The 25,246-nt window shown below is 43.7% G+C and carries 24 protein-coding genes; 1 reads left to right on the top strand and 23 read right to left on the bottom strand.

Annotated elements, in window-relative coordinates:
• Positions 1-86: 86 nt before the first annotated feature.
• The 6 genes from MTP39_RS05965 to MTP39_RS05940 form a co-directional block, all read right to left on the bottom strand.
• On the bottom strand, positions 87-1,136 hold the full coding sequence (locus tag MTP39_RS05965) for an AAA family ATPase (RefSeq protein WP_249241844.1): 1,050 nt from the start codon (positions 1,134-1,136) through the stop codon (positions 87-89).
• A complete protein-coding gene (locus MTP39_RS05960; protein ID WP_249241843.1) occupies positions 1,133-1,567 on the bottom strand; it encodes an AAA family ATPase in 435 nt (144 codons plus the stop codon). The genes MTP39_RS05965 and MTP39_RS05960 overlap by 4 nt, the downstream gene beginning before the upstream one ends.
• A gap of 435 nt (positions 1,568-2,002) precedes the next feature.
• Positions 2,003-2,428 (bottom strand): HIT family protein, encoded by a 426-nt coding sequence (locus MTP39_RS05955; RefSeq protein WP_178668728.1) that lies wholly within the window; start codon positions 2,426-2,428, stop codon positions 2,003-2,005.
• A 1-nt stretch (position 2,429) separates the two neighbouring features.
• Positions 2,430-3,692, bottom strand: a complete 1,263-nt coding sequence (locus MTP39_RS05950) for a PEP-utilizing enzyme (protein ID WP_178668730.1) — start codon at positions 3,690-3,692, stop codon at positions 2,430-2,432.
• A gap of 121 nt (positions 3,693-3,813) precedes the next feature.
• Positions 3,814-4,458 (bottom strand): PEP/pyruvate-binding domain-containing protein, encoded by a 645-nt coding sequence (locus MTP39_RS05945; protein WP_249241842.1) that lies wholly within the window; start codon positions 4,456-4,458, stop codon positions 3,814-3,816.
• 156 nt (positions 4,459-4,614) lie between these two features.
• Positions 4,615-5,262, bottom strand: a complete 648-nt coding sequence (locus tag MTP39_RS05940) for a hypothetical protein (protein WP_249241841.1) — start codon at positions 5,260-5,262, stop codon at positions 4,615-4,617.
• Between the two features lie 585 nt (positions 5,263-5,847).
• On the opposite strand from MTP39_RS05940, the gene MTP39_RS05935 reads away from it, so the two are divergent.
• Complete coding sequence (locus MTP39_RS05935; protein WP_249241839.1) at positions 5,848-6,162, top strand: hypothetical protein; 315 nt, start codon at positions 5,848-5,850, stop codon at positions 6,160-6,162.
• On the opposite strand, the gene MTP39_RS05930 is transcribed toward MTP39_RS05935, so the two are convergent.
• From MTP39_RS05930 to MTP39_RS05850, 17 genes are all read right to left on the bottom strand, one after another.
• Positions 6,159-6,617: a VanZ family protein gene (locus MTP39_RS05930; RefSeq protein WP_249241837.1), complete on the bottom strand. Its 459-nt coding sequence runs from the start codon at positions 6,615-6,617 to the stop codon at positions 6,159-6,161. The genes MTP39_RS05935 and MTP39_RS05930 overlap by 4 nt on opposite strands.
• The gene (gene glmM / locus MTP39_RS05925; RefSeq protein WP_249241835.1) at positions 6,614-7,999 is read right to left on the bottom strand and encodes a phosphoglucosamine mutase; all 1,386 of its coding nucleotides are present in this window, start codon (positions 7,997-7,999) and stop codon (positions 6,614-6,616) included. Before glmM ends, MTP39_RS05930 begins: the two co-directional genes overlap by 4 nt.
• A 143-nt stretch (positions 8,000-8,142) precedes the next feature.
• Positions 8,143-9,375, bottom strand: coding sequence for a nucleotide sugar dehydrogenase (locus tag MTP39_RS05920; protein ID WP_249241834.1), 1,233 nt, complete (start codon positions 9,373-9,375; stop codon positions 8,143-8,145).
• Between the two features lie 43 nt (positions 9,376-9,418).
• Positions 9,419-10,159: a nucleotidyltransferase family protein gene (locus MTP39_RS05915; protein ID WP_249241832.1), complete on the bottom strand. Its 741-nt coding sequence runs from the start codon at positions 10,157-10,159 to the stop codon at positions 9,419-9,421.
• Between the two features lies 1 nt (position 10,160).
• Complete coding sequence (locus MTP39_RS05910) at positions 10,161-11,342, bottom strand: GHMP family kinase ATP-binding protein (protein WP_249241830.1); 1,182 nt, start codon at positions 11,340-11,342, stop codon at positions 10,161-10,163.
• 18 nt (positions 11,343-11,360) lie between these two features.
• Positions 11,361-12,392 carry an NAD-dependent epimerase/dehydratase family protein gene (locus tag MTP39_RS05905; RefSeq protein ID WP_249241828.1) on the bottom strand — a complete coding sequence of 344 codons (1,032 nt, stop codon included), beginning with the start codon at positions 12,390-12,392 and terminating at the stop codon, positions 11,361-11,363.
• An 11-nt stretch (positions 12,393-12,403) separates the two neighbouring features.
• A complete protein-coding gene (locus MTP39_RS05900) occupies positions 12,404-13,591 on the bottom strand; it encodes a UDP-N-acetyl glucosamine 2-epimerase (protein ID WP_117554180.1) in 1,188 nt (395 codons plus the stop codon).
• A gap of 32 nt (positions 13,592-13,623) precedes the next feature.
• Positions 13,624-14,820: a polysaccharide biosynthesis C-terminal domain-containing protein gene (locus MTP39_RS05895; RefSeq protein WP_249241827.1), complete on the bottom strand. Its 1,197-nt coding sequence runs from the start codon at positions 14,818-14,820 to the stop codon at positions 13,624-13,626.
• A 12-nt stretch (positions 14,821-14,832) separates the two neighbouring features.
• Entirely contained in the window at positions 14,833-15,399 is a 567-nt protein-coding gene (locus tag MTP39_RS05890) for a PglD-related sugar-binding protein (protein ID WP_249241825.1), read from the bottom strand.
• Positions 15,392-16,438, bottom strand: coding sequence for a polysaccharide biosynthesis protein (locus tag MTP39_RS05885; RefSeq protein WP_249241824.1), 1,047 nt, complete (start codon positions 16,436-16,438; stop codon positions 15,392-15,394). Before MTP39_RS05885 ends, MTP39_RS05890 begins: the two co-directional genes overlap by 8 nt.
• 93 nt (positions 16,439-16,531) lie before the next feature.
• Positions 16,532-17,992, bottom strand: a complete 1,461-nt coding sequence (locus MTP39_RS05880) for a lipopolysaccharide biosynthesis protein (protein WP_249241822.1) — start codon at positions 17,990-17,992, stop codon at positions 16,532-16,534.
• Positions 17,993-18,099: 107 nt separating this feature from the next.
• A complete protein-coding gene (locus tag MTP39_RS05875) occupies positions 18,100-19,296 on the bottom strand; it encodes an O-antigen ligase family protein (RefSeq protein WP_249241820.1) in 1,197 nt (398 codons plus the stop codon).
• Complete coding sequence (locus MTP39_RS05870; protein WP_249241819.1) at positions 19,251-20,339, bottom strand: glycosyltransferase; 1,089 nt, start codon at positions 20,337-20,339, stop codon at positions 19,251-19,253. Before MTP39_RS05870 ends, MTP39_RS05875 begins: the two co-directional genes overlap by 46 nt.
• Before the next feature lie 4 nt (positions 20,340-20,343).
• Entirely contained in the window at positions 20,344-21,564 is a 1,221-nt protein-coding gene (locus tag MTP39_RS05865; RefSeq protein ID WP_249241818.1) for a glycosyltransferase, read from the bottom strand.
• Positions 21,565-21,566: 2 nt separating this feature from the next.
• A complete protein-coding gene (locus MTP39_RS05860; RefSeq protein WP_249241817.1) occupies positions 21,567-22,742 on the bottom strand; it encodes a glycosyltransferase family 4 protein in 1,176 nt (391 codons plus the stop codon).
• Positions 22,743-22,806: 64 nt separating this feature from the next.
• Complete coding sequence (locus tag MTP39_RS05855) at positions 22,807-24,147, bottom strand: Gfo/Idh/MocA family oxidoreductase (protein WP_249241815.1); 1,341 nt, start codon at positions 24,145-24,147, stop codon at positions 22,807-22,809.
• 21 nt (positions 24,148-24,168) lie between these two features.
• The gene (locus MTP39_RS05850; RefSeq protein ID WP_249241813.1) at positions 24,169-25,242 is read right to left on the bottom strand and encodes a pyridoxal-phosphate-dependent aminotransferase family protein; all 1,074 of its coding nucleotides are present in this window, start codon (positions 25,240-25,242) and stop codon (positions 24,169-24,171) included.
• Positions 25,243-25,246 lie beyond the last annotated feature (4 nt).

Raw genomic sequence — 25,246 nt, 5'->3', positions numbered from 1 at the left:
CCTCCGAAAGAATATGTAAGATTTGATGATAGTATAACACTGTGGGAATTAGATGGCAATTCTTGCTGTATAGCGAATATTAGTATTTATCCTGCCAACATTGGCGCAACAATAGCCTTAATCTGTCCCACTGTATAAGCATTAGAAACCAAAATATCCGAAAACTCATTCAACACCACTTCTTTGGGTTCACCACATGCTACAGAAAGTTTTTCAAGCACTACATCCATCTTCTGTTTAGCCCTTTTTCGTGGTTTAGGGGAATTACAAGAACGATATTCATTCGAATTAACTATTATTGACGGCTCAGTATGGAATTTCGTTCTAATACGATTAACTATATTAACATCCATTCTCTCAAGCTTTTCAATCATCCATACTTCAGGCGTGCAGCCCAAATTAAAGATAAATCTGCGGTTTTCATTATAAAAACGCGCTATCTCTTCATCATTCGGAATCGTTTCTGTAAATACATCTGCGTCCCACACTGCACAGACCACAGACCTATTCAAAAGTTGGCTTTTCGTATTTATTGCCAATTCCGCCGTTTGTTTGTAGCCTCCAACAGGGACAATGCAATTTGTAATTGTTTTAAATCTATTATCCTCTTCGCAGCATGTTTGTATCATTCGCTTTAGCAATGTTCTTGCCATGTCATCTTCGACAAAGAATACTGCATCATAAATGACATTGTCAATAAAATCCACATTTCCGATTGCCTTTGCTGGATAGCATGGACAAACCGCATCATATTTTCCATTCTCGGTTTCTTCAATCGAAATAATATGATTTTTATCTGCAGACTTTATCATCGTTACCGAATGGGTAGAAATAAAAATAGTTAAGTTCTTTTGTTGCGCCACTTCAACTAGATAATCATATAACTTCTTCTGTACCCGAGGATGTAAAGCCATTTCTGCTTCGTCCAATAACACTATGGCATCATTTTCAACTGTATTTAGCTTTTCAACCAATCTAAGTAGTGCTATTTCACCCGTACTGAATCGCTTTTCGGAATAGTACTGGCCACGCCTTTCCTCTATGACATAAAAGAATGTTGCATGTCTTCCTCTTCCATTGGCTATCCTCAACCTCTTAAGTCTGTCAAATTTATCAGTCTCAAAAATACGATTCAAATTGCGCTTAACGTCAGGATCAGCAGCAACAAAATTTCCTCTCCGGATTTCTTCTTTAGGTACATCAATTCTATTCGAGTCCGCTCGAATAAATACGGTCTGCGTATAGCCAAAATTATCCAGAAGATTGCTATGGCCCTTAGGCGAAACTGCCCAACGGCTACTTTTTTTCTAAATTTCAGTGATGTTGGTGGATTATCTGTGTCATATGTAATTTCAGCTTCTGCGTATTGATCAACTTCTCCAAAACTTCTCGATGCGCTAAATCCTCTTGCAAAAGCATTTTTATTACAGATTCTATCTATACAGACCAATAGAGTCGTTTTCCCAACACCATTAGGCCCTACAATAAGATACACACCTTTCGACTGTGGAAAAACGAATTCTAGATTTTTAATATTTTTGGTCTTTTTTATAGTGATTTTTTTCATAAGTACTACCCTATCATTAATCGACTATATTGTTTTTGCATCTTAGCCACATTCTCATGTGTTGCCTGTCGCTCACCGCGTAGAGGTGTGCAAAATTTCAAGCGGCAAAGCTGTGAGGGGGGGGACCAACTGGTAATTCTCACAGCTCAAATTTTATACCACCAGCTACTGGCCTTCATGGATAAAAACAAATTCAGACATACATGTTTCTACCTGTACTCATCATCTACACTTTGAGATGGAAACTTTTTAACGAGCAATATTTTTAAGAATTTCCATTTTCATAAATTCAATGATATCTAGAGAAAGCATCCCGGAGCTATTTCCTTTTACCCGCCTATTTTACGCTAAAAACTTAGCTTGAGATTCTTAATTTAGCTACTTTAAAAAGCCATCCAACCCTAATCTCAAATTTCAAGTGCTACACGATTTAAATTAATCTCTTAAATCAATTAAAATACGATCCAATACGGTTCTATCAACTGAAGTCGGCCCAAATTGAATTACGCGTGGCCATCGTTCATCCTTCCATGTTGTTCCATATTTAACAAGTTCTTTTGAATAACGTGGAAACGCATGAAAATGAACGAAATTATCTCGCATCATTGCCGCAATATAATTAAATTTCTCCGCACCAAATTGTTCTTTACATTTTTTTTCAAACCAATTCATTGCACTCGAAAGCTCAGCGCTCTCCTCTGGAAGCATTTCGCCAAATGATTCACACTCTCTTTTTAATACAAAAATACAATCTCCCAAGGTGTTTTGACCTTCTCGAAGAAGAATTAGCCAATACTGAAACTCTTTAACAAGATTAACATCCGGATTAAAGGCTTCCATAAAATTGGAATCACTTTTCATTTCATTTTCCTCCTTCAATTTTCAATAGTGATTCAAGTGGCAAATTATAAATTTCGTCAACTCCTTTACCATCATTTTTTCCTACGCACCTAGCAATCCCTAAAAGTCCCCAGTTTATGTATGAATTAATACTGCTTGATGTATAAAAATATTCTTCAGACAATTGATAAACCAATGGAACAATAATTCTAAAAGACTCATAGTCTTTTAGCAAATTCCTACTATTGGGCATCATCGTAATACGTTGTATCAGTGCATCATCAATTCTAAGTTTATCATAATTTAGCGTACCATCCCATATGTGAGGATATGCTTTTTCAATCCGCCACCGTTGAGACACGCCAGGATCAACTTTTGATTTAATACAGTTTTCAACATAAATTGAGGTTAATCCCAATATATCTCTTGACGTATCATTACCAGTGATCATACTTTCAAAATCAACATAAGCATCTAATAATTCATCTGAAATAGCTTGAGACATAAGTGAGTATAAAAACAACTGCCGATACAATTTAATTCCAATCTTTATAATGTCAAGATAATACTTAGTACTATCACTATTCTCTTTAATCTCAATCGCTCTCAACGTGCTCCTTATTTCTTGAATAACCCGCTCCCTTTCATGCGATTTTTGAAATAGCCATTCCGGATTTTTAAGAACAAATTTGCATATGTCAACGTTAAGTGGTGCGCCTTTAACTACTATGGCTCCAAAGCTATTCTGAACCACTGTAGCTTCCGGCAATCCAAACAAGAACTTTCCGCTTTTCCCAAATACTGGTGCGATAATATCAAATCTAAGTTTTTGATATGCACGTTCTGGCCGCGGACAATACCATTCCCTATTTACTGAAATATCTGTCACTTCAAATTTTTCTGTTGCAATTGATTTGTAAATTGCTCCATGTTGACTATGAATTGCTGTTTTTCCTTGTGAAATTTCATTTTCACACCAATGCACCTCACCTTTTTCCCCTTCAATAACAATTTCCTGTCCATCATTAATAATGCTAACCGCATCCTTTATTCTAAGTACACATGGTATTTTAAGGCTTCGCAGTATTCCAGCACCATGACTTCCAATATTTCCCGATTCTGCAATGACCCCTACTACATTCTTGCTCAAGCTAACTAACAGCTTTCTATCTAAGGTTTTCATAACAAGAATTGTACCAGGGGCAATTGTTTTTGTTGCAAACACGCTATCAACAATGATAGCCTTACCACGTACAGAACCCTTACTAACACATAATCCCTTCATTTGTAACTCCTATAAAAGTTTTCTAACCTGAAGATAATATATCACATTATTTTCTATTTGTATTTCCACCTCAACATGTGACTTTAATAAATCTTCTAATATCTTTATAGAATTATTTAGTTCAATCACAATATCCATCAAATGGAACTGTCTCCGGTTTCTCCACAATCCTGTTGTCTCTACTCACACTGATGAATTCCGCATCAATTGTTCCATCAACTATTGCAGATGTACTTCCAGATGCATATTCAATCAACATTATAGGAAGCTCGTTTACTATATCGAATGATTGTATCACCGCAGCAATCTGTCCTGATATATATTGTTGAATAATCACCGCCATTTTTACGTTATCTTTGTTAATTCCTGTTAATTCATAATACCCCTTTGCTTTTTCATCAAGCGAAGAATCCCATATGCGCTTCAAATATTGATACGGTGCATTTTCCTTTTCATAAACAAACGATTCAAATACGCCTGCACTTGATGTATCATCCGTATTCTCTATGTTTGCCGAAGAACGAAAAATCACCCGCTTCGTTCCAAATTTAGAATCGATAGCTTTTAGTATAGCTCTATTAAGCTGTTCCGAGTCATCTTTTCCTTGAATATAGTTTCCGTAGGGTATTGCATTTAAAACGATTGCATCCGGCACATTAAAGCCATTCTTCTTGAGAAGAAACAAATAATGTGCTTTGCCCCCACACAATTCTTCATTTTGGCATATTTCGCATATTTCGCTCAACTCAATCAAATTCTTATACATCTGACATTATTCCCTTAGTTCTTATTTGGTCGATTTTTTCTTGTAATTGTTTCTTTTCTTCCTCATCAAAGCTACTTTCGAATTTCTGATATAGCATTCTTATTTGTTCAATATCAGTTATATTAATCGCCTGTTCCCATAATTCTTTAAAATACCTTATATAATAATATATGCTATTTCTTTATTTTCTATTATATAATAACGTGGTGTTTCTCCTTCGCTGTAGGGACTTCTAGTCGAGATAAATCGATCGTCTATTATGCCGAATGTCGGAAATGAAAAAGTCTGCGGCAATTCATAATAAGCATAAAAAGAATTTTCTTTCTCACTTCCAGCTAGTAGTCGATCCAAAAGATTGGAGTAATTGTTTTTTCTCACGCGTACTATATGTCTAAACTTAATATTTTCATTCTTACAGCAATCTGTAATATGGTTCCATATTCTGCTTCTCGAATTAGGGGATTTGGTTCTCGTTGAAGAATCTAATGATGCCGTATCTACGGTATGTTTTCCGTTCTTGACAAGCAATTCCATTGCGTCAACCCAGTCGCTGCTGTTATCAAAAAAACGAATCTGTGTAGGTGAAATTTCAGATACAATATTTTTTAAATCATTTTCTATATTTCTCCATTTTTGGTCTTCATCCATGTTATCCAGTATAAATGTTGTCGAAATAAGTATCAGCAACAGCAGAATCATATACTGATATAAATCCACCGGTGCTTTTATGGTTGTATACACAAGATATCCTATAGCAATAAAAACTGTAATGTAGGACACAATACGTTTAAGCCACACAACCATATATGCCTGCATCCTTTCATTATTATTGGAAATTAAATATTTTATAAATTATATTCAAAAAGCTATATAATAGGAATCCTATATAACCTTATTTTTATAGATTAACAATATACAATCTTTCACTGTGAATATACTATGCTCAACCTGAGATTTCGTTTTTTCATTTCTATTTCATGTATTTCTCTGCAAAGTCATAACTCCCATTACCTCGACTCGTATAGTTACTCGCTTTAGAACTAAAGCCAAAAGCATACCATAAGCAACGGCGACAAAACCGCTTATCTTATCATCTACGTTTTAGGAGCAAGCCAATACACAAACTATAGAAGCAATCCCAAAGATCTCCAATTCAACTACCCTAACTAAGCCCATTCTATCATCTTTGCTACATTCCCATGTGTTATCTACCGCCAACCACATAGAGGGATACAAGATTTCAAGCAATGAAGCTATAAGAGTCACACCTCTACAATTCAAATATATACTATATAGGCTTCGTTTTCAAGGATAATGGGCAAAATCGGACATATATACATCCAAGTGTCCGTGTTAATCATCTATGCTTGAAGGCAGAGGTGATTATAAATGAAATTCGATTTCAAACGCATCCGTCATCAGAATCCCGGTGATATCTGGGAGGACACCCCAGAGAAGCATTCTCTCGCTCACACCATCCTTGACCTGATGCTCTCCCCTACATACCGTCTGCCCTTGACTGTGAACACAGTCCGAATCTATAAAGACCGGAACTGCTTCTCAGTTTGCCCATGGTGCAAGAAAGTCGTCGAGTACGAATACCAATCTTACTGCGGCGGTTGTGGACAATATCTTGATTGGTCAAAGTTGGATGAGGCTAAGGAAGAGTTCATCGGGTGGGATGGCGTAGAAGAGGATGATTAAGCCACCTTCCCCGCAAGCCAGATTCCCACCGCAGTACCCAGTGTGTTGAAAAGAATATCGTTCACATCTGCCATGCCTCTGCCTGTAATATACTGGAGAACTTCACAGCACACAGAGAGCATGAAAGCTGCAATAACTATTCTCTTTCTGTTTGCTTTCCATCTTTGGCTTGTCCAACTGAATGGAACATACAGAATCAGATTCAACAGATTGCCTGCCCATACGCCAGCATTCGGCCACAGCTTCAGATGCAATCGGATGTTCTCGTTGTACCCCGGCGCACGGCGTAAGAGCGTGATATAAAGGATTAAGAACACGCTGTAAGCAGTTGGAAGCCATTGCCTGTCTTTGCGATTAAACCATGCGAGTAACCCAAGGACTATCAGAATGACGCATTCGCCTACTGTCAGGTTCGCACTGGTGCTGTAGTGAATCTGATGCAGAAGTTCTCTCAAACTCCGTAACCCCGGCTCTTGATGGTCTCCACAACCTGAGAAACATACCTCTGGCAGGTGTCGTGGTCGAGGGCTTCCACCATAACGCGTACAACCGGCTCGGTGCCAGACTCTCGCACCAAAATGCGGCCGGTATCGCCTAGAGCCTCGGCAACCTTGGACACAGCTTCCTGCACAGCGGCATCGTCCCGCGCAGCTTTCTTGTCGGTCACACGAACATTCTCTAGAACCTGCGGGTAGATCTTCAGGGGCTCCGCCAGCTTGCTCATGGGCAGTTTCTTGGCAAGCATTACTTCCATCATCTTCAGGCTGGTCAGGATGCCATCACCAGTGCTGGCGTACTTGGAGAAGATGATGTGACCGCTCTGCTCACCGCCAATGCGGCAGCCGTTCTTGGCCATATACTCGTAGACGTACTTGTCACCCACTGCCGTTTTAGCATAGCCAATACCCTGCTCATCAAAAGCCTTATACAGGCCAAAGTTGGACATGACCGTGGTAACGACGGTGTTGGTCAGAAGTTTGCCACGCTCCTTCATGTAGCAGCCGTAGATGTACAGGATGTGGTCGCCAGTGATGACATTTCCCTTTTCATCCACACACAGGCAACGATCAGCATCGCCGTCATAGGCAAAACCAACGTCCAAACCCTTTTCAACCACGAATTTCTGCAGGCCTTCGATGTGGGTAGAGCCAGCGTTATTATTGATATTCGTACCGTTAGGCTGTGCATTGATGACGTAGGTATCAGCTCCCAGCGCATCGAACACAGACTTGGCAATATTCCAGGAACTGCCGTTGGCGCAGTCCAGACCAACCTTGACCCCCTTGAAGGAATAGATGCCCAGAGAGATCAGATAGCCCATGTAGCGGTTGCGACCGGACACATAGTCCACCGTGCAGCCGATGTGTTCCCGATGAGCAAATGGCAGCTCCGGCCAGTCCTTGTCGAACACATGGAGTTTTCCGTCGATGTAGTCCTCCACCAACAGCAGAGTTTCTTCAGGCATCTTCTCGCCGTAGCAGTCGATCAGCTTGATGCCGTTATCGTAGTAGGGATTATGGCTGGCAGAAATCATGATGCCGCAATCAAAGTCATCCACACGGGCAATGTAGGCCACGGAAGGGGTGGTAGTGACGTGCAGCAAGTAGGCGTCTGCACCGGAAGCGGTCAGACCAGCCACCAGACTATACTCGAACATATAAGAGCTGCGGCGGGTATCCTTGCCAATGACGATACGGGCAGGCTCGTTATTGCCATTGCGCTCGCGCAGGGCGTTGTAGTACCAGCCGAGGAAGCGGCCAACCTTGTAGGCGTGGTCGGCAGTCAGAGTGATTCCAGCTTCTCCGCGGAAGCCGTCAGTTCCAAAATACTTTCCCATTATAATTTTTTCCTCATCCTAAGAGCGATTTGACGATTATATGCTTTAGCCGGGAGAGAATCCCGTTGCCTGCTGCTCACCACGGAGAGGTAGCACACTTAAGCAGCACAGCCATGTGGCTGAACACATAGCTGCGATAAGTATTAGTCTCTGCGGAACAGGTCACGGGTGTAGACCTTAGCCTGAACGTCATCTAGACAGCTGTCATAGCGGTTGGCAATGATGGCCTGACTGCGGTTTTTGAATTCCTCAAGATCATTCACAACCTCGCTGCCAAAGAAGGTAGTGCCATTGTCCAGGGTCGGCTCATAAATGATGACCGTTGCGCCCTTGGCTTTGATGCGCTTCATGACACCCTGAATAGAGCTCTGACGGAAGTTGTCAGAGTTGGATTTCATGGTCAGACGGTATACGCCTACCACTACATTGTGCTCCTTACTCGGATCATAAGCCTCGTTAGCTTCGTATGCGCCCGCAATTTCCAGCACACGGTCGGCAATGTAATCCTTTCGGGTACGATTAGATTCCACGATTGCTTCAATCAGGTTCTCCGGAACATCAGCATAGTTGGCAAGAAGCTGTTTGGTGTCCTTGGGCAGGCAGTAACCGCCATAACCAAAGCTCGGGTTATTGTAATGGCTGCCAATGCGGGGATCCAAGCAGACACCCTCGATAATCTGCTGGGTGTTCAGTCCCTTCATCTCGGCGTAGGTATCCAGTTCATTGAAGTAGGACACACGCAGAGCCAGATAAGTATTAGCAAACAGCTTGACAGCCTCGGCTTCCGTAAAGCCCATGATCAGGGTGTCGATATTCTCCTTGATTGCACCTTCCTGGAGCAGGCCTGCAAAGGTGTTGGCAGCCTTCACCAGACGAGCATTGTCTACATCGGTACCTACAATAATGCGGCTCGGGTACAGATTGTCGTATAGAGCCTTCGATTCCCGCAGGAACTCCGGGCTGAAGATGATGTTGTCACAGTGGTACTTTTCACGCACAGATGCCGTAAAACCGACCGGAATCGTGGACTTGATGACCATGATGGCATCAGGATTATACTGGATCACCAGCTTGATGACAGCTTCTACTGCAGAAGTATCAAAGAAGTTTTTCTTGCTGTCATAGTTGGTAGGTGCTGCAATGACAACAAAGTCTGCATCCTTATAGGCGGCTTCAGCATCCAGCGTGGCAGTCAGATTTAAGTTCTTTTCTGCCAGATACTTTTCAATGTACTCGTCCTGAATGGGAGATTTACGCTGGTTAATGAGATTAACTTTCTCCGGGATAATATCCACCGCCATGACCTCATGATGCTGCGACAGCAACGTGGCAATAGACAGACCGACGTAACCGGTACCTGCAACTGCGATTTTCATAGTCTTTCTCCCTTTCTATACATTCTTCCATCCTTAGCAAGACTTATGCCTTGATTCCCTGATACTCCTGCTGAACCTGCTGATAGCTTTCCAGATTTCCAATGTCATACCGCTTGCCCGGCATCTCCATAGCTTGCACATCCGCTACCGTGCACAGCCATGCAATAAAGCTACCCGGAGCATCAGTACCACACTTCTTCTGTGAAATTGCATCCTTGACCTTTTGGGCATCCTCTCGGGTGTAGACATAGAAGGGAGGGCAACACCAGTGGCTCTTGGGTTGGGCTGGCTTTTCTTCCATAGACAGAATTCTATCCTGGTCGTCGAGTTCCACCACACCGCATTTGGTGAGTTTCTTTTCGCTGGGCTCATAATAGCGCATGATGCAAGAGGTTTTCTTCTCGTCGGCATAGGCAACAAACCTGGAGAGGGAGAAATCCAGCACGTTATCACCGGCAATCACCAGCAGGTCATCATCCAGCCCCAACTGGTCAATGGCAAATTGCACATCACATACAGCACCAAGCCGGGTCTCATTGCTGATTGTTCCATCGTCCACCACCCGGATATTCTGTTTCTTGGTTGCCGCCCAGTCTTCAAAATGGTGGGCAAACTTGTGGTTGCTAATGACCACATAGGTATCCACCAAACCAGCGGTATCAATGTCATCCACCAGCCAATCTAAGATGGTCTTATCCCCTACCTTCAGCAAGGGTTTGGGAAAGTTCTCCGTCAAGGGATACAGGCGGGTTGCGTATCCCGCGGCCAAAATCAAGCACTTCATATTAGTCCTCCGTCTTATGCCCTACGCCGTCCGCACTCTCGCACAGATGAAAACTGTACTTGCCACGCATCTCCGGGAATGCGGTGAGATATTTCCGCTCCACTTCTTCCCGAATGACATCTGTCTTGCTGGGATCAATCAATGCCATGCAACACCCCTTAAAGCCAGCACCGCTGAAGCGCCCACCATAAATGCCAGCGGTCTCCCTCATAATCTCGTAGAGTTTGATCTGCTCCGGCGCACCGGACTCCCAGTTGTGGATGCTGCTCCAGCCAGATTCAAAGGACAGGCGTCCATACTCTTCCAAATCGCCTCGCCGCCATGCTTCCGCACCAGCTTCCACACGCTTGAACTCCGTATACCAGTGCTCGCAACGTCTTGCCCATTGTGCCGGCAGCTTGTCCTTGTATGTCTGGTAGATTTCATACGAAACATCACGGGCATTGGCCTCATTAAACTTTCCGTACTCCAGACCCGCAAAAGCCTGCAAAGCGTAAACACCGGATCGCAGTTCATCCACCCGCATATTATATTTAGAGCCAGTCAGACTGTGCTCCAATCCACTGAAAAACACCGCAATCTTGTAGGGCTTCATATTGGGATTCGTGGGAATCAGCTCGTAGCTGTTATCCTTACAGTCCAGATACAGCAAGTGGTCTTTTTTACTCAGAACCTCACAGCTCTGATCCAGGGTTCCCACATTAACGCCCACGTAGTTTTTCTCTGCATCAAACGCAATGCTGATCAGTTCAGACGGCTCCAGTTTAATTCCATTGACTTGGCACAATGCATCTAGGAAGGACAGTATCACCGCTGCAGAGGAAGAAAGCCCTCCGATGGGCAAAGAGCCCTCAATGACGCCACTGAGTCCGACTGTCAATGGGTACCGATTGCTCAGCGCCCAGGTAGCGCCACGCAGATAGTCTGCCCAGTCGCCGGTTTTTTCGCCAATCTCCCGGATATGCCACTGGGCACGTTTCGGGAATTGAAGACTGCACATTTCAACAACGCCATTCATCTTTGGCTTGTATGCAATATGGATTCCTTTATCAATCGCAAGTCCTGTGATCTTTCCTAAGTTGTGATCACTGTGGGCACCAATGGGGCAAATCCGATAGGGGCAAAAGCTAATGTCCACGGGATCTTTTCCATATATTTCGTAGAATCTTTCCTCGCAGCGCATATAATTCCTCCCACCGCCTTATTCCATATAGAACTTTTTATACCACTCAGCAAACTTCCGCAGGCCCTCCCGCAGTGGGGTATGTGACTTAAAACCGAAGTCACGCTCCAACGGCTCAGTGTCAGCAAAGGTCACAGGCACATCACCGGGCTGCATGGGAACCAGCTCCTTGTGAGCCTCAAAGTCATAGTCCGCAGGGAGTACACCGGCACGCACCAGCTCCTCCGACAGGATCTGCACAAAGTCCAGCAGGTTCTCCGGGTTGGAGTTGCCGATATTGTAGACTGCATAGGGCGGAATGGGCAAACCATCCTCGCCATTCTTCTTTTCAGGAGCTTTCGCCATCACACGGACAACGCCTTCCACGATGTCATCCACATAAGTAAAGTCCCGCTTGCAGTTGCCGTAGTTGAAGATCTTGATAGTTTCGCCGTTCACCAGCTTATTGGTAAAGCCAAAATATGCCATATCCGGACGACCAGCAGGGCCATAGACCGTGAAGAACCGCAGACCAGTAGAGGGGATATTGTAGAGTTTGGAGTAAGCGTGTGCCATCAGCTCGTTGGACTTCTTGGTAGCCGCATACAGAGAAACCGGATTGTCCACCTTGTCATCGGTGGAGTAGGGCACCTTCTTGTTGCTGCCATAGACGGAGCTGGAGGATGCGTACACCAGATGCTCCACCGGATAATGACGGCAGGCTTCCAGAATGTTGTAGAAGCCAATCATGTTGCTCTCAATGTAGGCATCCGGGTTGGTGATGGAGTAACGCACACCTGCCTGAGCACCCAGATTGACCACAATATCCGGGTGATATTGCTCAAAAATGCTGTTGATAAGTGCCTTGTCTGCAAGATTTCCTTTTATAAAGGTATAGTTTTCAAATTTCTGAAGCTCCTCAAGGCGAGCTTCTTTGATGCGAACATCATAATAATCGTTCATGTTGTCCAGGCCGATAACCTTGGTATCCGGCTCAGTGGTCAGAATACGCTTGGCAAGGTTAGAGCCGATAAAACCGGATGAACCGGTGATGAATACTGTTTTACTCATCTTTTTCACACTTACCCTTTTCTCCACACCATCTTATTAACTACGTTTACATAACCCTGAATGATGCGAACCACCTTCATGGACACGGTCTCGTCCACATAATCAGGGCAGGGCTTACCCAGAACGCCCTTTTGCTTCATCTCGATTGCCATATCGGTAGCGTTGAGAAGCTCACGAGTAGTAATGCCAGCCAGAATAAAGTCACCAGCCTCCAGCGCCTCAGGGCGTTCCGTACTGGTGCGGATGCACACAGCGGCGATGGGATGACCAATAGACAGATAGAAGCTGCTCTCCTCGGGCAGGGTGCCGGAGTCGGAGACGATTGCCAGAGCGTTCATTTGCAGCTTGTTATAGTCGTTGAAGCCTAGCGGCTCATTGACCCGGACACGAGGGTCGAGTTTGAAGCCACTCTTTTCCAGACGGTGCTTGCTGCGGGGATGGCAGGAGTAGAGAATGGGCATATCGTACTTCTCTGCCAGCGCATTGATGGCAGTGAACAGACTCAGGAAGTTCTTTTCAGAGTCGATGTTCTCCTCACGGTGGGCAGACAGCAGAATGTACTTGTCCTTCTCCAGTCCCAGACGCTCCAGCACGTCGCTTTTCTGGATCTTCTCCAGATTCATGTGCAGGACTTCCGCCATGGGAGAGCCGGTCTGGTAGGTGCGTTCCTTGGGCAGTCCGGTGTCCGCCAGATACTTCCGGGCAAACTCGGAATAGCACATATTCACGTCAGAAATCACATCCACGATGCGGCGATTAGTCTCCTCAGGCAGGCACTCATCCTTGCAGCGGTTGCCTGCCTCCATATGAAACAGCGGGATGTGCAGCCGCTTTGCGCTAATGGCGGACAGACAGGAGTTGGTATCGCCCAGCACCAGATAGCCCTCCGGCTGCAATTCGGACAGAAGCTCATAGCTGCGCCCCAGAATGTTACCGCAGGTCACGCCCAGATTCTCGCCAACCACAGGCACAAGAATGTCCGGGCCATATTCCCCGAAGGTGTTCTTCAGTTCGAAATCCTCCCAGAACACGGTGGAAAGGTTTCTGTCCCAATTCTGATTGTAATAGACCACGCAGCAGTCAAAATATTCCCGGCAGCGCTTAATCACCGCCGCCAGACGAATAATTTCCGGACGGGTGCCGCAGCCGATCATGACCTTGGTGCGCCCGTCGTTTTTCCATTTAAAATTGTGTTCCATAATATCCTCCTAACGTCAACCAGTATCTTTTCTTACACCGGATCGAAGAAGGTATCTGGATGATTCGGGTTGAAAATTTCGTTGCAGGTCATCACCGTCACCAGATTCTCTGTCTCCGACAGGTTGATGATGTTGTGGGTCCAGCCGGGAACCATGTGGACAGCCTCAATCTTATCCCCGGAAACTTCGAACTCCACCGTTTCCCCGGTGTTGATGTTCCGCTCTTGGATCAGGCCGTGACCAGCGACCACAATGAACAGCTCCCACTTGGAGTTGTGCCAGTGCTGCCCCTTGGTGATTCCGGGACGGCTGATGTTGATGCTCACCTGCCCACAGTCAGCGGTATGAACCAATTCCGTGAAAGAACCACGGTTGTCCACGTTCATCTTCAGGGCATACTTGAACTTGTCCGTCGGCAGGTAGGTCAGGTACAGGGAATACAGCTTCTTGGCAAAGCTGCCGTCCGGCATCTTGGGCATCATGAGCGTAGTCGGCTGTGCCTTGAACTCTTGCAGCAAGTCCACAATCTCTCCCAGCGTAACCTTGTGGGTCACAGGGACACAGCAGTAGCGACCGTCTGCTTTCAGAACAGTCTCTACACCGTCAAATTCACAGTGCTGTTCCTTGCCTTCCAGCAGGTCAAACATACCTTCTACCAGATCGTCGATGTACAGCAGTTCCAACTCGGTGCTGCGGTCGTTGACGGTGAAGGGCTCATCGTTGGCAACTGCCCAGCAGAAGGTGCTGACGGCACTGTTGTACTTGGGGCGGCTGCGACCCATCAGGTTGACAAAACGGTAGACCGCTACCTTCGCACCGGTCTCCTGAGCATACTGGAAGAACAGCTCCTCGCCAGCCTTTTTGCTGCGGCCATACTCGCTGTTGCCGAAGCGACCAGCCAAAGTTGCCTGAATGGAGGAGGACAGCATGATGGTTGCCTTATTGTTGTGCTTTTTCAGGCAGTTCAGCAGGTCGGATGCAAAGCCAAAGTTGCCCTTCATGAAGTCTTCTGGGTTTTCCGGGCGATTCACGCCTGCCAGATTGAACACAAAGTCTGCTTTCTGGCAGTATTCGTCCAACTCCTCCGGGGTGGAGTTCAAATCATACTCGAAGATTTCTTCAATATCCAGTGCCGGGCGGGTCTTATTTTTCCCATCCCGGATGTTTTTCAGGTTGTTACACAGGGCGGTTCCCACCATGCCCTTGGCACCTGTGACTAGAATGTTCATCCTATCACCTCTTTAATGTACTGCGGTGCAGTCCGGAATATCTGCGCCATCCGGCACAGTTGCATTATTGCAGATGGTGCAGTTGCTGCCGATGCGGGCAAAATTTCCCACCGTTGCGCCGGTGCGAACAACGCTGTTGGTGTAAATCAGGGCGTAGTCCCCTACCGCTGCATCACAGTGGACCTCTGTTCCGGCATTCAGCAGAACACCGTTTCCCACAGATGCACCATTCTGAACACAAGCGTTTTGCAGCACCACACAACCGCATCCCAACTTGGCGTATGGGCTGATGTAGGCACTGGGAGCAATGATGTTGGGGAACGCATAGCCAAGTGCTTTTGCCTTCTCATACACCTGTGCCCGGAACTGATTGTTGCCGATGCCTACCACCAGCAAGCTGTACTCTTTCCGCAGCTCCGGTAAATCGGCAAGGCCGCCAACCACCGGAATGCCACAGATCTCAGCACCCACAGACTGTCCATCATCCACAAAAGCGCAATCGTATTGGAGCATCGCCTGCTCCGCCACCATGCGCCCGAAGCCACCGGCACCACCCAGCAGCAGCTTTTCCTTAGACATTCGGGATACCCTTCAGTTCGTTCTGGACATATTCGGTGGTCAGGATCTTCTTAACAGTTCCTTCCACATCCAGACGGGTAGTGTTATGGCTGGTGTAGGACTCGTCTGCCATAGTATGTACCTCGCCGTTGACGACAAACTTATCGTAGTTCAGGTCACGGTTATCCGCAGCAACACGGAAATAATGGCCCATATCCTGGCTGCGCAGACGCTCCTCACGGGTCATCAGAGTCTCGAACAGCTTCTCGCCGTGACGGGTGCCGATGATGTTCGTACCGGTATCGCCGAACAGCTGCTGGACGGCCTTTGCCAGATCGCCGATGGTGGAAGCGTCCGCCTTCTGGATGAACAGGTCACCGGGATTGGCGTGCTGGAAGGCGAACATAACCAGGTCCACAGCCTCGTCCAGATTCATCAGGAAGCGGGTCATGTTGGGGTCGGTGATTGTGATGGGATTGCCGGCCTTGATCTGGTCAATAAACAGAGGAATGACGGAACCACGGCTGCACATAACGTTGCCGTAACGAGTGCAGCAGATGGTAGTGCCACCACGCTCAGCAGCTACACGGGCATTGGCGTAGATGACGTGCTCCATCATAGCCTTGGAGATGCCCATGGCATTGATGGGGTAGGCAGCCTTGTCGGTGGACAAGCAAACAACACGCTTGACACCGGCATCAATGGCGGCGTGCAGCACATTATCAGTGCCGATGACGTTGGTCTGGACAGCTTGCATGGGGAAGAACTCACAGGAAGGAACCTGTTTCAAAGCGGCAGCGTGGAAGATGTAGTCAACACCGGGCATTGCGTCACGGATGGACTGCGGATTGCGGACATCACCGATATAGAACTTGACCTTGCCAGCAGTCTCCGGATGCTTGGCCTGAAGTTCATGGCGCATATCGTCCTGCTTCTTTTCGTCACGAGAGAAGATACGGATTTCCTTCAGGTCAGAATCCAGAAAGTGCTTCAGAACGGTAGAACCAAAAGAACCAGTACCACCAGTGATCATAAGGGTTGCGTTATCAAATGCAGACATTTTTATTTTCCTCCTAATATGATATATGTTCAGGGATAGTCGCATGACAAGTTGTCAGGCCTCTATCCAATCCCTAGCAAAAATATGACGATTCTATTTATTCACTTTATGTCGCAGTTTATAAAAGAAATCATAAGCAATTGACCTAATACTTGGAAACATCATTGCGACAACCGCATATATGAGCATACAAACAAAAATTCCCAGGATATTGATCCACCAATCACATTGTAGTGATACAAACCAGAATCCAAACATCCCCATAACTGCGGTTGCTACAATACTCGGTATCAATTCTGAAATCACTTTTCTTGTTGAGATTCCGGCTACAATTCTTACCGCGGAGCAGTGGACAATCATCCCGATGACTCGAACCAGTGCACGTGCATAAGAGAGATATCCAAATCCTTTTTTTGCTCCGAAATAAACAACGGGAACAATGGCAATGATCTGGATTATCTGAATTATAACAGACACCTTAGGTTTTCCCTTTGCAATTAGTACATCCCCATTGTAGGAATTGAACAAAATTGCAAAGGAGCTTACCAATCCCCAGGTTCCCATCAGTGTCGATGCTTCTATCCAATCAGGTCCCAGACCAATAAGGCAAACTGTATCTCTAAATATGAAAAGTCCTACTCCCATTGGAATAAGAATCAATCCTGAATAAAAGCTAAAACGATAATACACTTTTCTAAACTCAGCATCGTCACTCTGAAGTCTCGATAATGCTGTAAGCAAAACTGGAACCATCGATGCAGATACGATAGCAAACACTTGATTTATCAAACTCATCGAGGTTTTATAAAGGCCCAAGTAGTAAGAAGACAGAATACTGCCAACAATGAAAACATCACCCCAGTTTATAATCCAGACCAGTACTGATTCGAGCAATGACCAGATAGAAAAGCTGAGCATACTCTTTAAAAGAGAAAAGCTGTATTGAAGTTTTGGTCTCCATTGTAATAATAGCAACATTGTCACTACCGTAATAAGGTTACTTGCAATTGTTCCGATTATCATTGCCCAGTAGGATCTTGTAATTATTCCCAAAGGTACTGTGACAAAAACAGGAACTAGAATTGTCGCTATGCGAGAAAAAAATAGTGGCTTAAAATTCATCTCACGTTTCAGCAGAGCGATTTGAATGCTTGAAAAAGATGTAAGAGGAAGATTTGCGCAAGCAATTATTATCGCCATTTTTTTCCCAGGGCAGCCTACCAAGCTCGCTATCGTTTCTGCAAAAACAGCGATAATTCCCCACATCGAAAATGAAATAAAGAGGTTTGTCCAGAAAGCCACATTCGCATATTTATCTATAGACTCATTATCGCCTGTTTCATGCTGAATGATATATTTCTGAAATCCTGCATCTGTAAACAAATCACAAAAACTAATAACAACGTTTACAGAAGCTACAATGCCAAAGATTTCTGGGGCGAGCACTCTGGCAAGGATCATACTAGTTATTGGTGTGACTAATTTAGCTACTATCTCAGTTAAAGAAGACCATTTCGTTGCAGAGATTAGTTTTGAATTAAAACTGCTATTCAAATAAAAGCTCAACTCCCTTCTATATGAGCCACCCTAATGTTTAGGCACCTGTGTGTACAACTGTCGTATCACGAATTGTCGTTCTAATCAACTATTACTTCCTCCTCTTATACCATGCTAGAAGCATCTAAATCCTTAATAGACACCGCACATAATATTGGAAAAAAGAAAAAGGGAAGTGAGTAAAGATAGGTAACCTGGCCAAACTCAATAACCATTAGTCCAACCAAAGTTAAGAGACAGTATCTACTGATTGCATCATGTCTATTTCGGTACGAAGTATGAAGTCCCCAAAAGTACAAGCCATAATATAATATAAATCCAAAAATCCCGGCTGATGCTAAAACCTCAGCGTAATTATTGTGAGCATAGACACCAAGATAATTTACAACATTTCCAAATCCCAAGCCAAATGGATGATTAGTAAAAAGGTCAATTGCGCCCAATGCAAGCATAAGTCGATCACTATCCGATCCTTTATACATACTATACGCTTTACTAGTATTAAAAAAATCGATTTTATGTCCAACCAGAAAATAAAGGGGTTCTATGTTCATTAAGGCTAAGTATAAGCCAACAATACCGATAAAGGTAATAAGCTTATACTTGAATTTCATATCGCTGTTTGCCATAAAAAAAGTAATAACAAAAAAAGGCAGGATTTTTCTTGTTCCTGTTAGCAGTGCTGTACCTGCAATAAATATCAAGCAACCATAGAACACTCTTTGAATCCATAGCTTCTTTTGACTTCTAATCAAATACAGCCACGCTGAAAAAGCAAAACACATATTCATTGCAACTATATTGACATTGCCACCCGCAATATCTGCGCCAATCCGACTATTGGTTGCATATTTTAACTCTGTAAATGACAATGAACTACTGAGAAATCCTGCCAGCAACTCTGCTCCGCATATAATCCCACTGAAAGCAATGCTAGAAATAAGAGGCACCGGAGTTTTTCTTTTAAATAAATATAACGATATACAAAGTGCCTTCAAACAATTCTTAATAAGTGAAATTGTGGCAGTTTCTACCGATGGTCTATCGTGAAAAGTCAATAAAATAATAGCAAATCCAGCAACCATGCACGCCCATTTAACGACGGGATTTAATGGCATTTTCTTTTCAGTAAAAAGTAGCCAAATGAAATACAAAAAGAAACCTGCCTGAATTATCGAAAACAGCTTTGAAAACCGGGCATTCTCAAAAACGAATGTTGCAAGGACAAACAATCCGACAATGTAATCATCAGATGTTATTCGGCTTGTGTCTCTACGACTTTTGACAAAAATTCCTGCCATCTCCTCGCCACCTTTCCCTTCTCTAACACCTCATTTATCCGTAAAGAATTCGATGAGAGTTCAAGCTGTGCTTGGGAATCATTCACTAAATTACAAAGGGCATTTGCGATACCTTCCGGTGTCGATTTCTCAAGCAAATATTTTTCAATTCCGCACATATCAAACAATGCGTATGCGCCGCCTCCGCCACAATCGGTAGAAACACACGGTATACCAATAGACATGGCCTCCATCAATGCATTCGGCATACCTTCGAACTTCGATGTTAGAATAAACGCGCTAGAATTTGCTATTGCTCGCTGGGGATTAGTAGTTTTCCCTTTCAATATAATGTAATCCGATAAGCCGTTATCATGTATATATTCTTGGTATCCTACTTTATCTGGACCGTCTCCAAATATTTCCAAACAGTACTCAGGATTCTTCGCATGAAACAGTTCAAAAGCCTTCATCATTTTATAATGTGACTTTTGAAAATCATCTAAGCGCGCTACTGTTGAAATCACTTTTTCATGATTATTAATATCCCAGCGCACTCCGCTGTCAATAATTGGGTTTGGAATAATACCAACCGGTTTTTCTCCACAAATCGATTTGAAGTAATCTGCAATAGTATTTGTTTGAAAAACATATGCGTCTGCAAAACGGTACAATATATCACGTTCCAACCGTTCTTTTTTTGTTCTCGGGTCAAACACGGGATCGTTTCTCTCACAAACGACAAGCGGAATATCTGATTTCAAAAGACTCATAATTGTGTTCACATTGCAGACCGACCCAAAGGAGACAACTATATCTGGCTCGATTTCATGAACATTCTTCTCAATATATTTCCATCTTTTGAGTAATCTGCTTATTCTATTTCCCGTTGCCTTTGCTCCAAATGTCTTTATTGAATCAACAGTTTCCCTTACCTCATAAGGCTGCTCGAGGAGAATGACTGCAACCTCATTCCCTTTTTTAGCCAATTCTCCCATCACAATTGAAAGGACTTTTTCTGCGCCACTATAGTTCATAGCGCCTATTACAAAACAAATTCTCATATCATTATTCCAATCTGCCTATTAGCTCCAATATTTTTTGGCACTGCTTTTCGGGGTTTTTTTCTTTGACCACAAAATGTTTAGCCTTTTCCCCCATTTTTATCCTTTCAGTTTCAGGCAAATCCATGGCCTTTCTTAATGCTTCTTCCATCCCATTTTCAGAATCTTGAATAACAAACATATTGTCATAATATTCTTCTGGTATCCCCGCCAACTTATAACCTAACATTGGAGTTCCTGACAACATATACTCTAATGTCTTCGAAGGGAAACTATATTTCGCCATTTCCTGGTTTTTGCGTGGGTTTATAAGGAGTGCGGCTTCTCGCTGATGTTTCATAACAACTGCATTCGGCGCAGATCCCATTATTTTAATACGCACATCCCTCTTCGCATACTCGCAAACGGATTCCATATCTGTACCATCACCATAAATCACCAGTTCCCACTCCGGGTCATCAATTTGAGAAAATGCACTAACAAGATCAATGACTCCATATTCCCTTTTTATTCCACCAGCATACAAGATTTGTTTTTTCTTCTTGATATCGTCAACGTCAATCGTATTATCTATAGTTGCCATGCCTTCAACTACTGTATAATTGATATCTGTTGTAAACCATTCCTTCATGCTATCTGTCAGGAGAACATATCCATCAACATTCTTTAGTGATCTATGGAATAAGAATTCCTCAATTTTTTTCCTTGTTCTGTAAACCGCGCTTTCCTGTACTTTTGTCACGTTCATGTACATCGGCAAGTCCGGTATAATATATATAACCTTAATACTGCTATACTTTCTTTTTATATATCCCGCCAACTGGGCAAATGGAGTTGTCATTGCATAAATCAGAAGCACTTTTTCTCTACCAGAGTCTACCGATGCCCATTTATCCAACTCTCTTTTAACCGTGTAATATCGACTAAGAACCTTTATTCCTGCAATATTAATGAATCCAATATTTATGTCATTCTTCTCCGATCCGTGACCAAAGTGAAATGTCGGAATCATTATTTTACGATACAGTCTAGGATACGAACCAACATAGATTGAATTAAAAATTGTAACGTTTTCGCCCAATCCATCTAGCCCTTTAACAATTCCCCACTGGAGCTTATTTGCTGCATTTTGTACACCGGTCAAAGAATACTTATTAATCTCATCTACATATTCTTCAGGAAACAGACCTGTCAAACATACAATATCCTGTTCTTTATTTTTCATTGTTATGCTCCAGTAATAAGTCGTGAATATTCATTCGAATTCTTTTCTCTTTCAAAGTACTGATGGAACTTTTCATCCAAAAATGTTCTGTCCTTCAAACTCTTCTTTAAGTTTAAGACCGATTCAGCAAGACATTTTGCATCATCACTTGGTACAAAAGCACACAACCCATTTTGTTCAAGTATATTAAGTAATTTAGATTCTCGACCAATACAAAACACGATTGGTTTACCGCATGCTATACATGTTGCTGTTTTACTTGGCAGAGCAGTTCGGTAAATATTGGGTGCAAGAGGAATCACATTTACATCTGCCATAGCATAAATGCTAGGAGCCAACTCTGACGGCTGCATCGGCCAGAAAGAAATATTGCTTAACCCTTCTGCTTCGTGTTGAAGCCGTTCCTTATACATGCCATCTCCAAAAATATGAAAGTGAACGTCTTCTTCATCCTGCATAAGTTTTGCGGTTTCTACTACCACATCTACATTCTGCATAGTTCCAATGTTGCCTGCATAAACAACATTAAACTTATCCGTAGATAAAAACTTCGCTATTTTTTCGCTATATACGTCTTCATAACGGTACAAACTATCAGTGTAGCTCCAGTTATACACAACCTCAGTTTTTTGCGAATCTGCGCCTTTTTCAATCAGCAACTCTTTCATATCTTCCGAAATTGTGATTATTTGATCCGCATGACGGTAGGCATATCGTTGCTCTGCAGAAAGAATCTTATACACTATTCCTTTCGCACTACCGATATAGGCGGCATTTTCCGGAAAGATATCCTGCACATTGTAGGTTAGTCTTGCCTTTGGCAATAATCGCTTAACCATAAATGCCATAACTCCTGCGGCATTACTTGATTGACTAAAAACAGCCTCACAATCTCTGTGTTTCCAAATCGCTTTACGGCAGCGCCAAATATACCCCAATCCTGCCAGGTACCTTCCGGTCAGATTTCCTTTGGCTGCCATTTGACACGGCACGCAGTCCGTTGTTACACCGAGATCGACAAGTTCCTTTGGCAGGACATCGAGTGGTCCCCCCGTATTCTGTTGAATAATATGTACGGTATGACCATTAGCGTATAGTGCCTGAACTATGGCTACCAACAAGTGTTCTGATGGCGTTCTTCTGTCAAAGCTGCCATCCATCCACATCAATACTTTCATTCAATTTCTCCATTACAACGTAAACGGCACTAGGCGTTGGTAGATGACTAGTGAACACATGTCATCATCCTATTCTTACGAGGTTCTCACCTTTTCTGTATTTGTCAAACGCATCAGCAATTTTTATTGAAACATCTTCTTCTATGCTGCTGACATTTACCACGCTGTTGATTGCTCGTATAAAAGCTGCTATTTCGTAGCGGATGCCCTCACCTTCCAGTTGGTAAAAATATCGCTTATTGTCCGTTTGATTCTCAAATCTAACTTCAAAATAATCTGTTTTCCACCAAGGAGCAGGAACATATACATAGCCTTTTGTTCCCGAGATAATAAGCTGCCCCTCTGCCTTTACGCCCATACCAACCCTAGCTGTTGCCACAGCATTGGGATAAATCAAATTCATCTGGGTAAACCTGTCATAATGATGTTGCTGATCATAAAAACTTGAAACAAATTGTTCCGTACAGTCATTCGTACCCAGCAACTGATAAATTGGGAGCAGTGCCGTTGGCATCCAAGCCTCAAATCCTGACCAAACATGATTCTGTTCTTCTAGGGTTGGTGCCTTTTCCCTTAGACTGGTACAGACCGAATCTATTGATACCACCTGCCCAATTTTTCCACTTTTTATTAGTAGAAGGAGTCGATCATACGCAGTAGCATACGCAGTTTTGATTGACTCCATAAGAATAACCTGATGTTGCCTAGCCGATTCGAAAAGTTCCCTTACTATTTCCGGATTAGTTGCTATCGGTGATTCTACTAGAACATGCTTACCTGCAGCTATTGCTTTACGTATCTGCTCCTCATGCTGTTGTGGAACACTAACCAGATAGACTGCATCACACTTTCCCAAAAGTGCCTCAAAGGTTTTGCAGTTTTCGATTCTCCCATCTACTTCTTTCAGAATTTCTGCATTTTCCGAATATACTGCAGTCACCTCAACACCGTTGACAAAAACAGACTCGTTTAAATGCTTGAGCAATAAAGGGTCTTCTCCAACAAGCCCCAGTCTAATTTTTCTCTTCTCTGCTCTAATTTCAGAACTAGAAATCCCCTCGGTTCTCGGAAGATATACTACCTTACAATAGTCATTCAGATAGTCAAACTTCCCAACCCAATCAGAGCCAACCGTGAAAATATCTACACCGTACCTGCGAATGTCATCTATCTTTTGACCCTCATATTCCTCCACAATGATCTTATCCGCAAGCCCTGTAGCACGTACTGCCTCAATGCGCTCCATCAATGACTGCTGCACATTGATTTTTCCGCGAGTTTTATCAAAATCATCTGCCGTAACACCTACAATTAAATAATCGCCCAGTGCTTTTGCGCGTTCCAATAGCTTAATATGACCATAGTGAAGCAAGTCATAGGTACCATATGTAATCACTTTTACCATATCTTGCTTCCCTCCACACAATCAAAGAAGTCCACGCTTTTGCAAATCCTTAAATGCATTCACAAGCGTAGTATTGTCCTCTTTTGTTAACGCACCAATATGGCCCACACGGAAAATGGTTTCCTTCATTTCACCGCCATTGGGGCAAATCCAGATACCATACTCATCCTTAAGTGTTGTAAAAACATCGTAAGCCGAAACATTCAAAGGATGTAACGGCGTTACCGCATTAGACATCGATTCCGATACGATTTCAAACGGAAGTCCCTTGATTTTTTGTCTAAAATCCCGGGCAAGTTCAGAAATCTTCTTGGTTTCGCTCTCAACGCCACCTGCGGCTTCGATTTCCTTCAACCGAACATTAATCTGCCGAAGCGTTCCAACCGCTGGTGTGAAAGGCGTCTGCCCCCGTTCACCATTCTTTAGCGCAGATTTCAGGTTAAGATACATACACTTCACTTCACGGTTCTCTACCCGTTTGACAGCCTCACTCGACAAAACAATTACTGATACGCCCGGAGGGCAAGCCAATGCTTTCTGGGATCCCGTAATCATCACCTGAACGCCCAATCGCTTCATCTCAAACTCGTCCGCCAGGAATGAGCTGATAGCGTCAACAACCAGAAAGATTCCATTTTTCTTGCAGAACTCACTGATCATTTCCATGTCGTAGTGAACACCCGTCGATGTTTCATGAACATTAACTAGGAAACCTGTAAAGCCCTTGCCATCGTATAAAGCCAGCTGCTCTCTATTTAACGCCTTACCCGGCTCCAAGCAAATCTCCTCATAGGGGATTTCATGAATTTGACACAGTTCCACAAAGCGTTGTCCAAAGCTACCGCCATTTACAACCAAGACCTTGTCCGTCTTGTCAAAGACATTCATAACAGTGGCTTCCATAGATGCCGTTCCAGACCCAGTAATAAACACTACTCTGGCATCATCTTCTGCCTTTGCAAATTTTTTCATCAGATTCTCGTTTTCAATCATGATGGTCGAAAACTCAGGGGTTCTAAAGTACGGAACCTGTTCAGCCCCAATAGAGCGCACTGCATCATCCGACATTACCGGACCAACTGTAAAATTAAGCATTAAT

The organism is Faecalibacterium sp. I3-3-33 (assembly GCF_023347295.1).
Taxonomy (GTDB): domain Bacteria; phylum Bacillota; class Clostridia; order Oscillospirales; family Ruminococcaceae; genus Faecalibacterium.
This window is presented reverse-complemented; position numbering and strand designations above follow the sequence as displayed.

Bases quoted from the DNA above. Each gene is read 5' to 3' on its own strand.
- MTP39_RS05960 (WP_249241843.1), bottom strand. From the start codon at position 1,567: ATGAAAAAAATCACTATAAAAAAGACCAAAAATATTAAAAATCTAGAA.
- MTP39_RS05955 (WP_178668728.1), bottom strand. From the start codon at position 2,428: ATGAAAAGTGATTCCAATTTTATGGAAGCCTTTAATCCGGATGTTAAT.
- MTP39_RS05950 (WP_178668730.1), bottom strand. From the start codon at position 3,692: ATGAAGGGATTATGTGTTAGTAAGGGTTCTGTACGTGGTAAGGCTATC.
- MTP39_RS05945 (WP_249241842.1), bottom strand. From the start codon at position 4,458: ATGTATAAGAATTTGATTGAGTTGAGCGAAATATGCGAAATATGCCAA.
- MTP39_RS05940 (WP_249241841.1), bottom strand. From the start codon at position 5,262: ATGGTTGTGTGGCTTAAACGTATTGTGTCCTACATTACAGTTTTTATT.
- MTP39_RS05935 (WP_249241839.1), top strand. From the start codon at position 5,848: ATGAAATTCGATTTCAAACGCATCCGTCATCAGAATCCCGGTGATATC.
- glmM (WP_249241835.1), bottom strand. From the start codon at position 7,999: ATGGGAAAGTATTTTGGAACTGACGGCTTCCGCGGAGAAGCTGGAATC.
- MTP39_RS05920 (WP_249241834.1), bottom strand. From the start codon at position 9,375: ATGAAAATCGCAGTTGCAGGTACCGGTTACGTCGGTCTGTCTATTGCC.
- MTP39_RS05915 (WP_249241832.1), bottom strand. From the start codon at position 10,159: ATGAAGTGCTTGATTTTGGCCGCGGGATACGCAACCCGCCTGTATCCC.
- MTP39_RS05910 (WP_249241830.1), bottom strand. From the start codon at position 11,342: ATGCGCTGCGAGGAAAGATTCTACGAAATATATGGAAAAGATCCCGTG.
- MTP39_RS05905 (WP_249241828.1), bottom strand. From the start codon at position 12,392: ATGAGTAAAACAGTATTCATCACCGGTTCATCCGGTTTTATCGGCTCT.
- MTP39_RS05900 (WP_117554180.1), bottom strand. From the start codon at position 13,591: ATGGAACACAATTTTAAATGGAAAAACGACGGGCGCACCAAGGTCATG.
- MTP39_RS05895 (WP_249241827.1), bottom strand. From the start codon at position 14,820: ATGAACATTCTAGTCACAGGTGCCAAGGGCATGGTGGGAACCGCCCTG.
- MTP39_RS05890 (WP_249241825.1), bottom strand. From the start codon at position 15,399: ATGTCTAAGGAAAAGCTGCTGCTGGGTGGTGCCGGTGGCTTCGGGCGC.
- MTP39_RS05885 (WP_249241824.1), bottom strand. From the start codon at position 16,438: ATGTCTGCATTTGATAACGCAACCCTTATGATCACTGGTGGTACTGGT.
- MTP39_RS05875 (WP_249241820.1), bottom strand. From the start codon at position 19,296: ATGGCAGGAATTTTTGTCAAAAGTCGTAGAGACACAAGCCGAATAACA.
- MTP39_RS05870 (WP_249241819.1), bottom strand. From the start codon at position 20,339: ATGAGAATTTGTTTTGTAATAGGCGCTATGAACTATAGTGGCGCAGAA.
- MTP39_RS05865 (WP_249241818.1), bottom strand. From the start codon at position 21,564: ATGAAAAATAAAGAACAGGATATTGTATGTTTGACAGGTCTGTTTCCT.
- MTP39_RS05860 (WP_249241817.1), bottom strand. From the start codon at position 22,742: ATGAAAGTATTGATGTGGATGGATGGCAGCTTTGACAGAAGAACGCCA.
- MTP39_RS05855 (WP_249241815.1), bottom strand. From the start codon at position 24,147: ATGGTAAAAGTGATTACATATGGTACCTATGACTTGCTTCACTATGGT.
- MTP39_RS05850 (WP_249241813.1), bottom strand. From the start codon at position 25,242: ATGCTTAATTTTACAGTTGGTCCGGTAATGTCGGATGATGCAGTGCGC.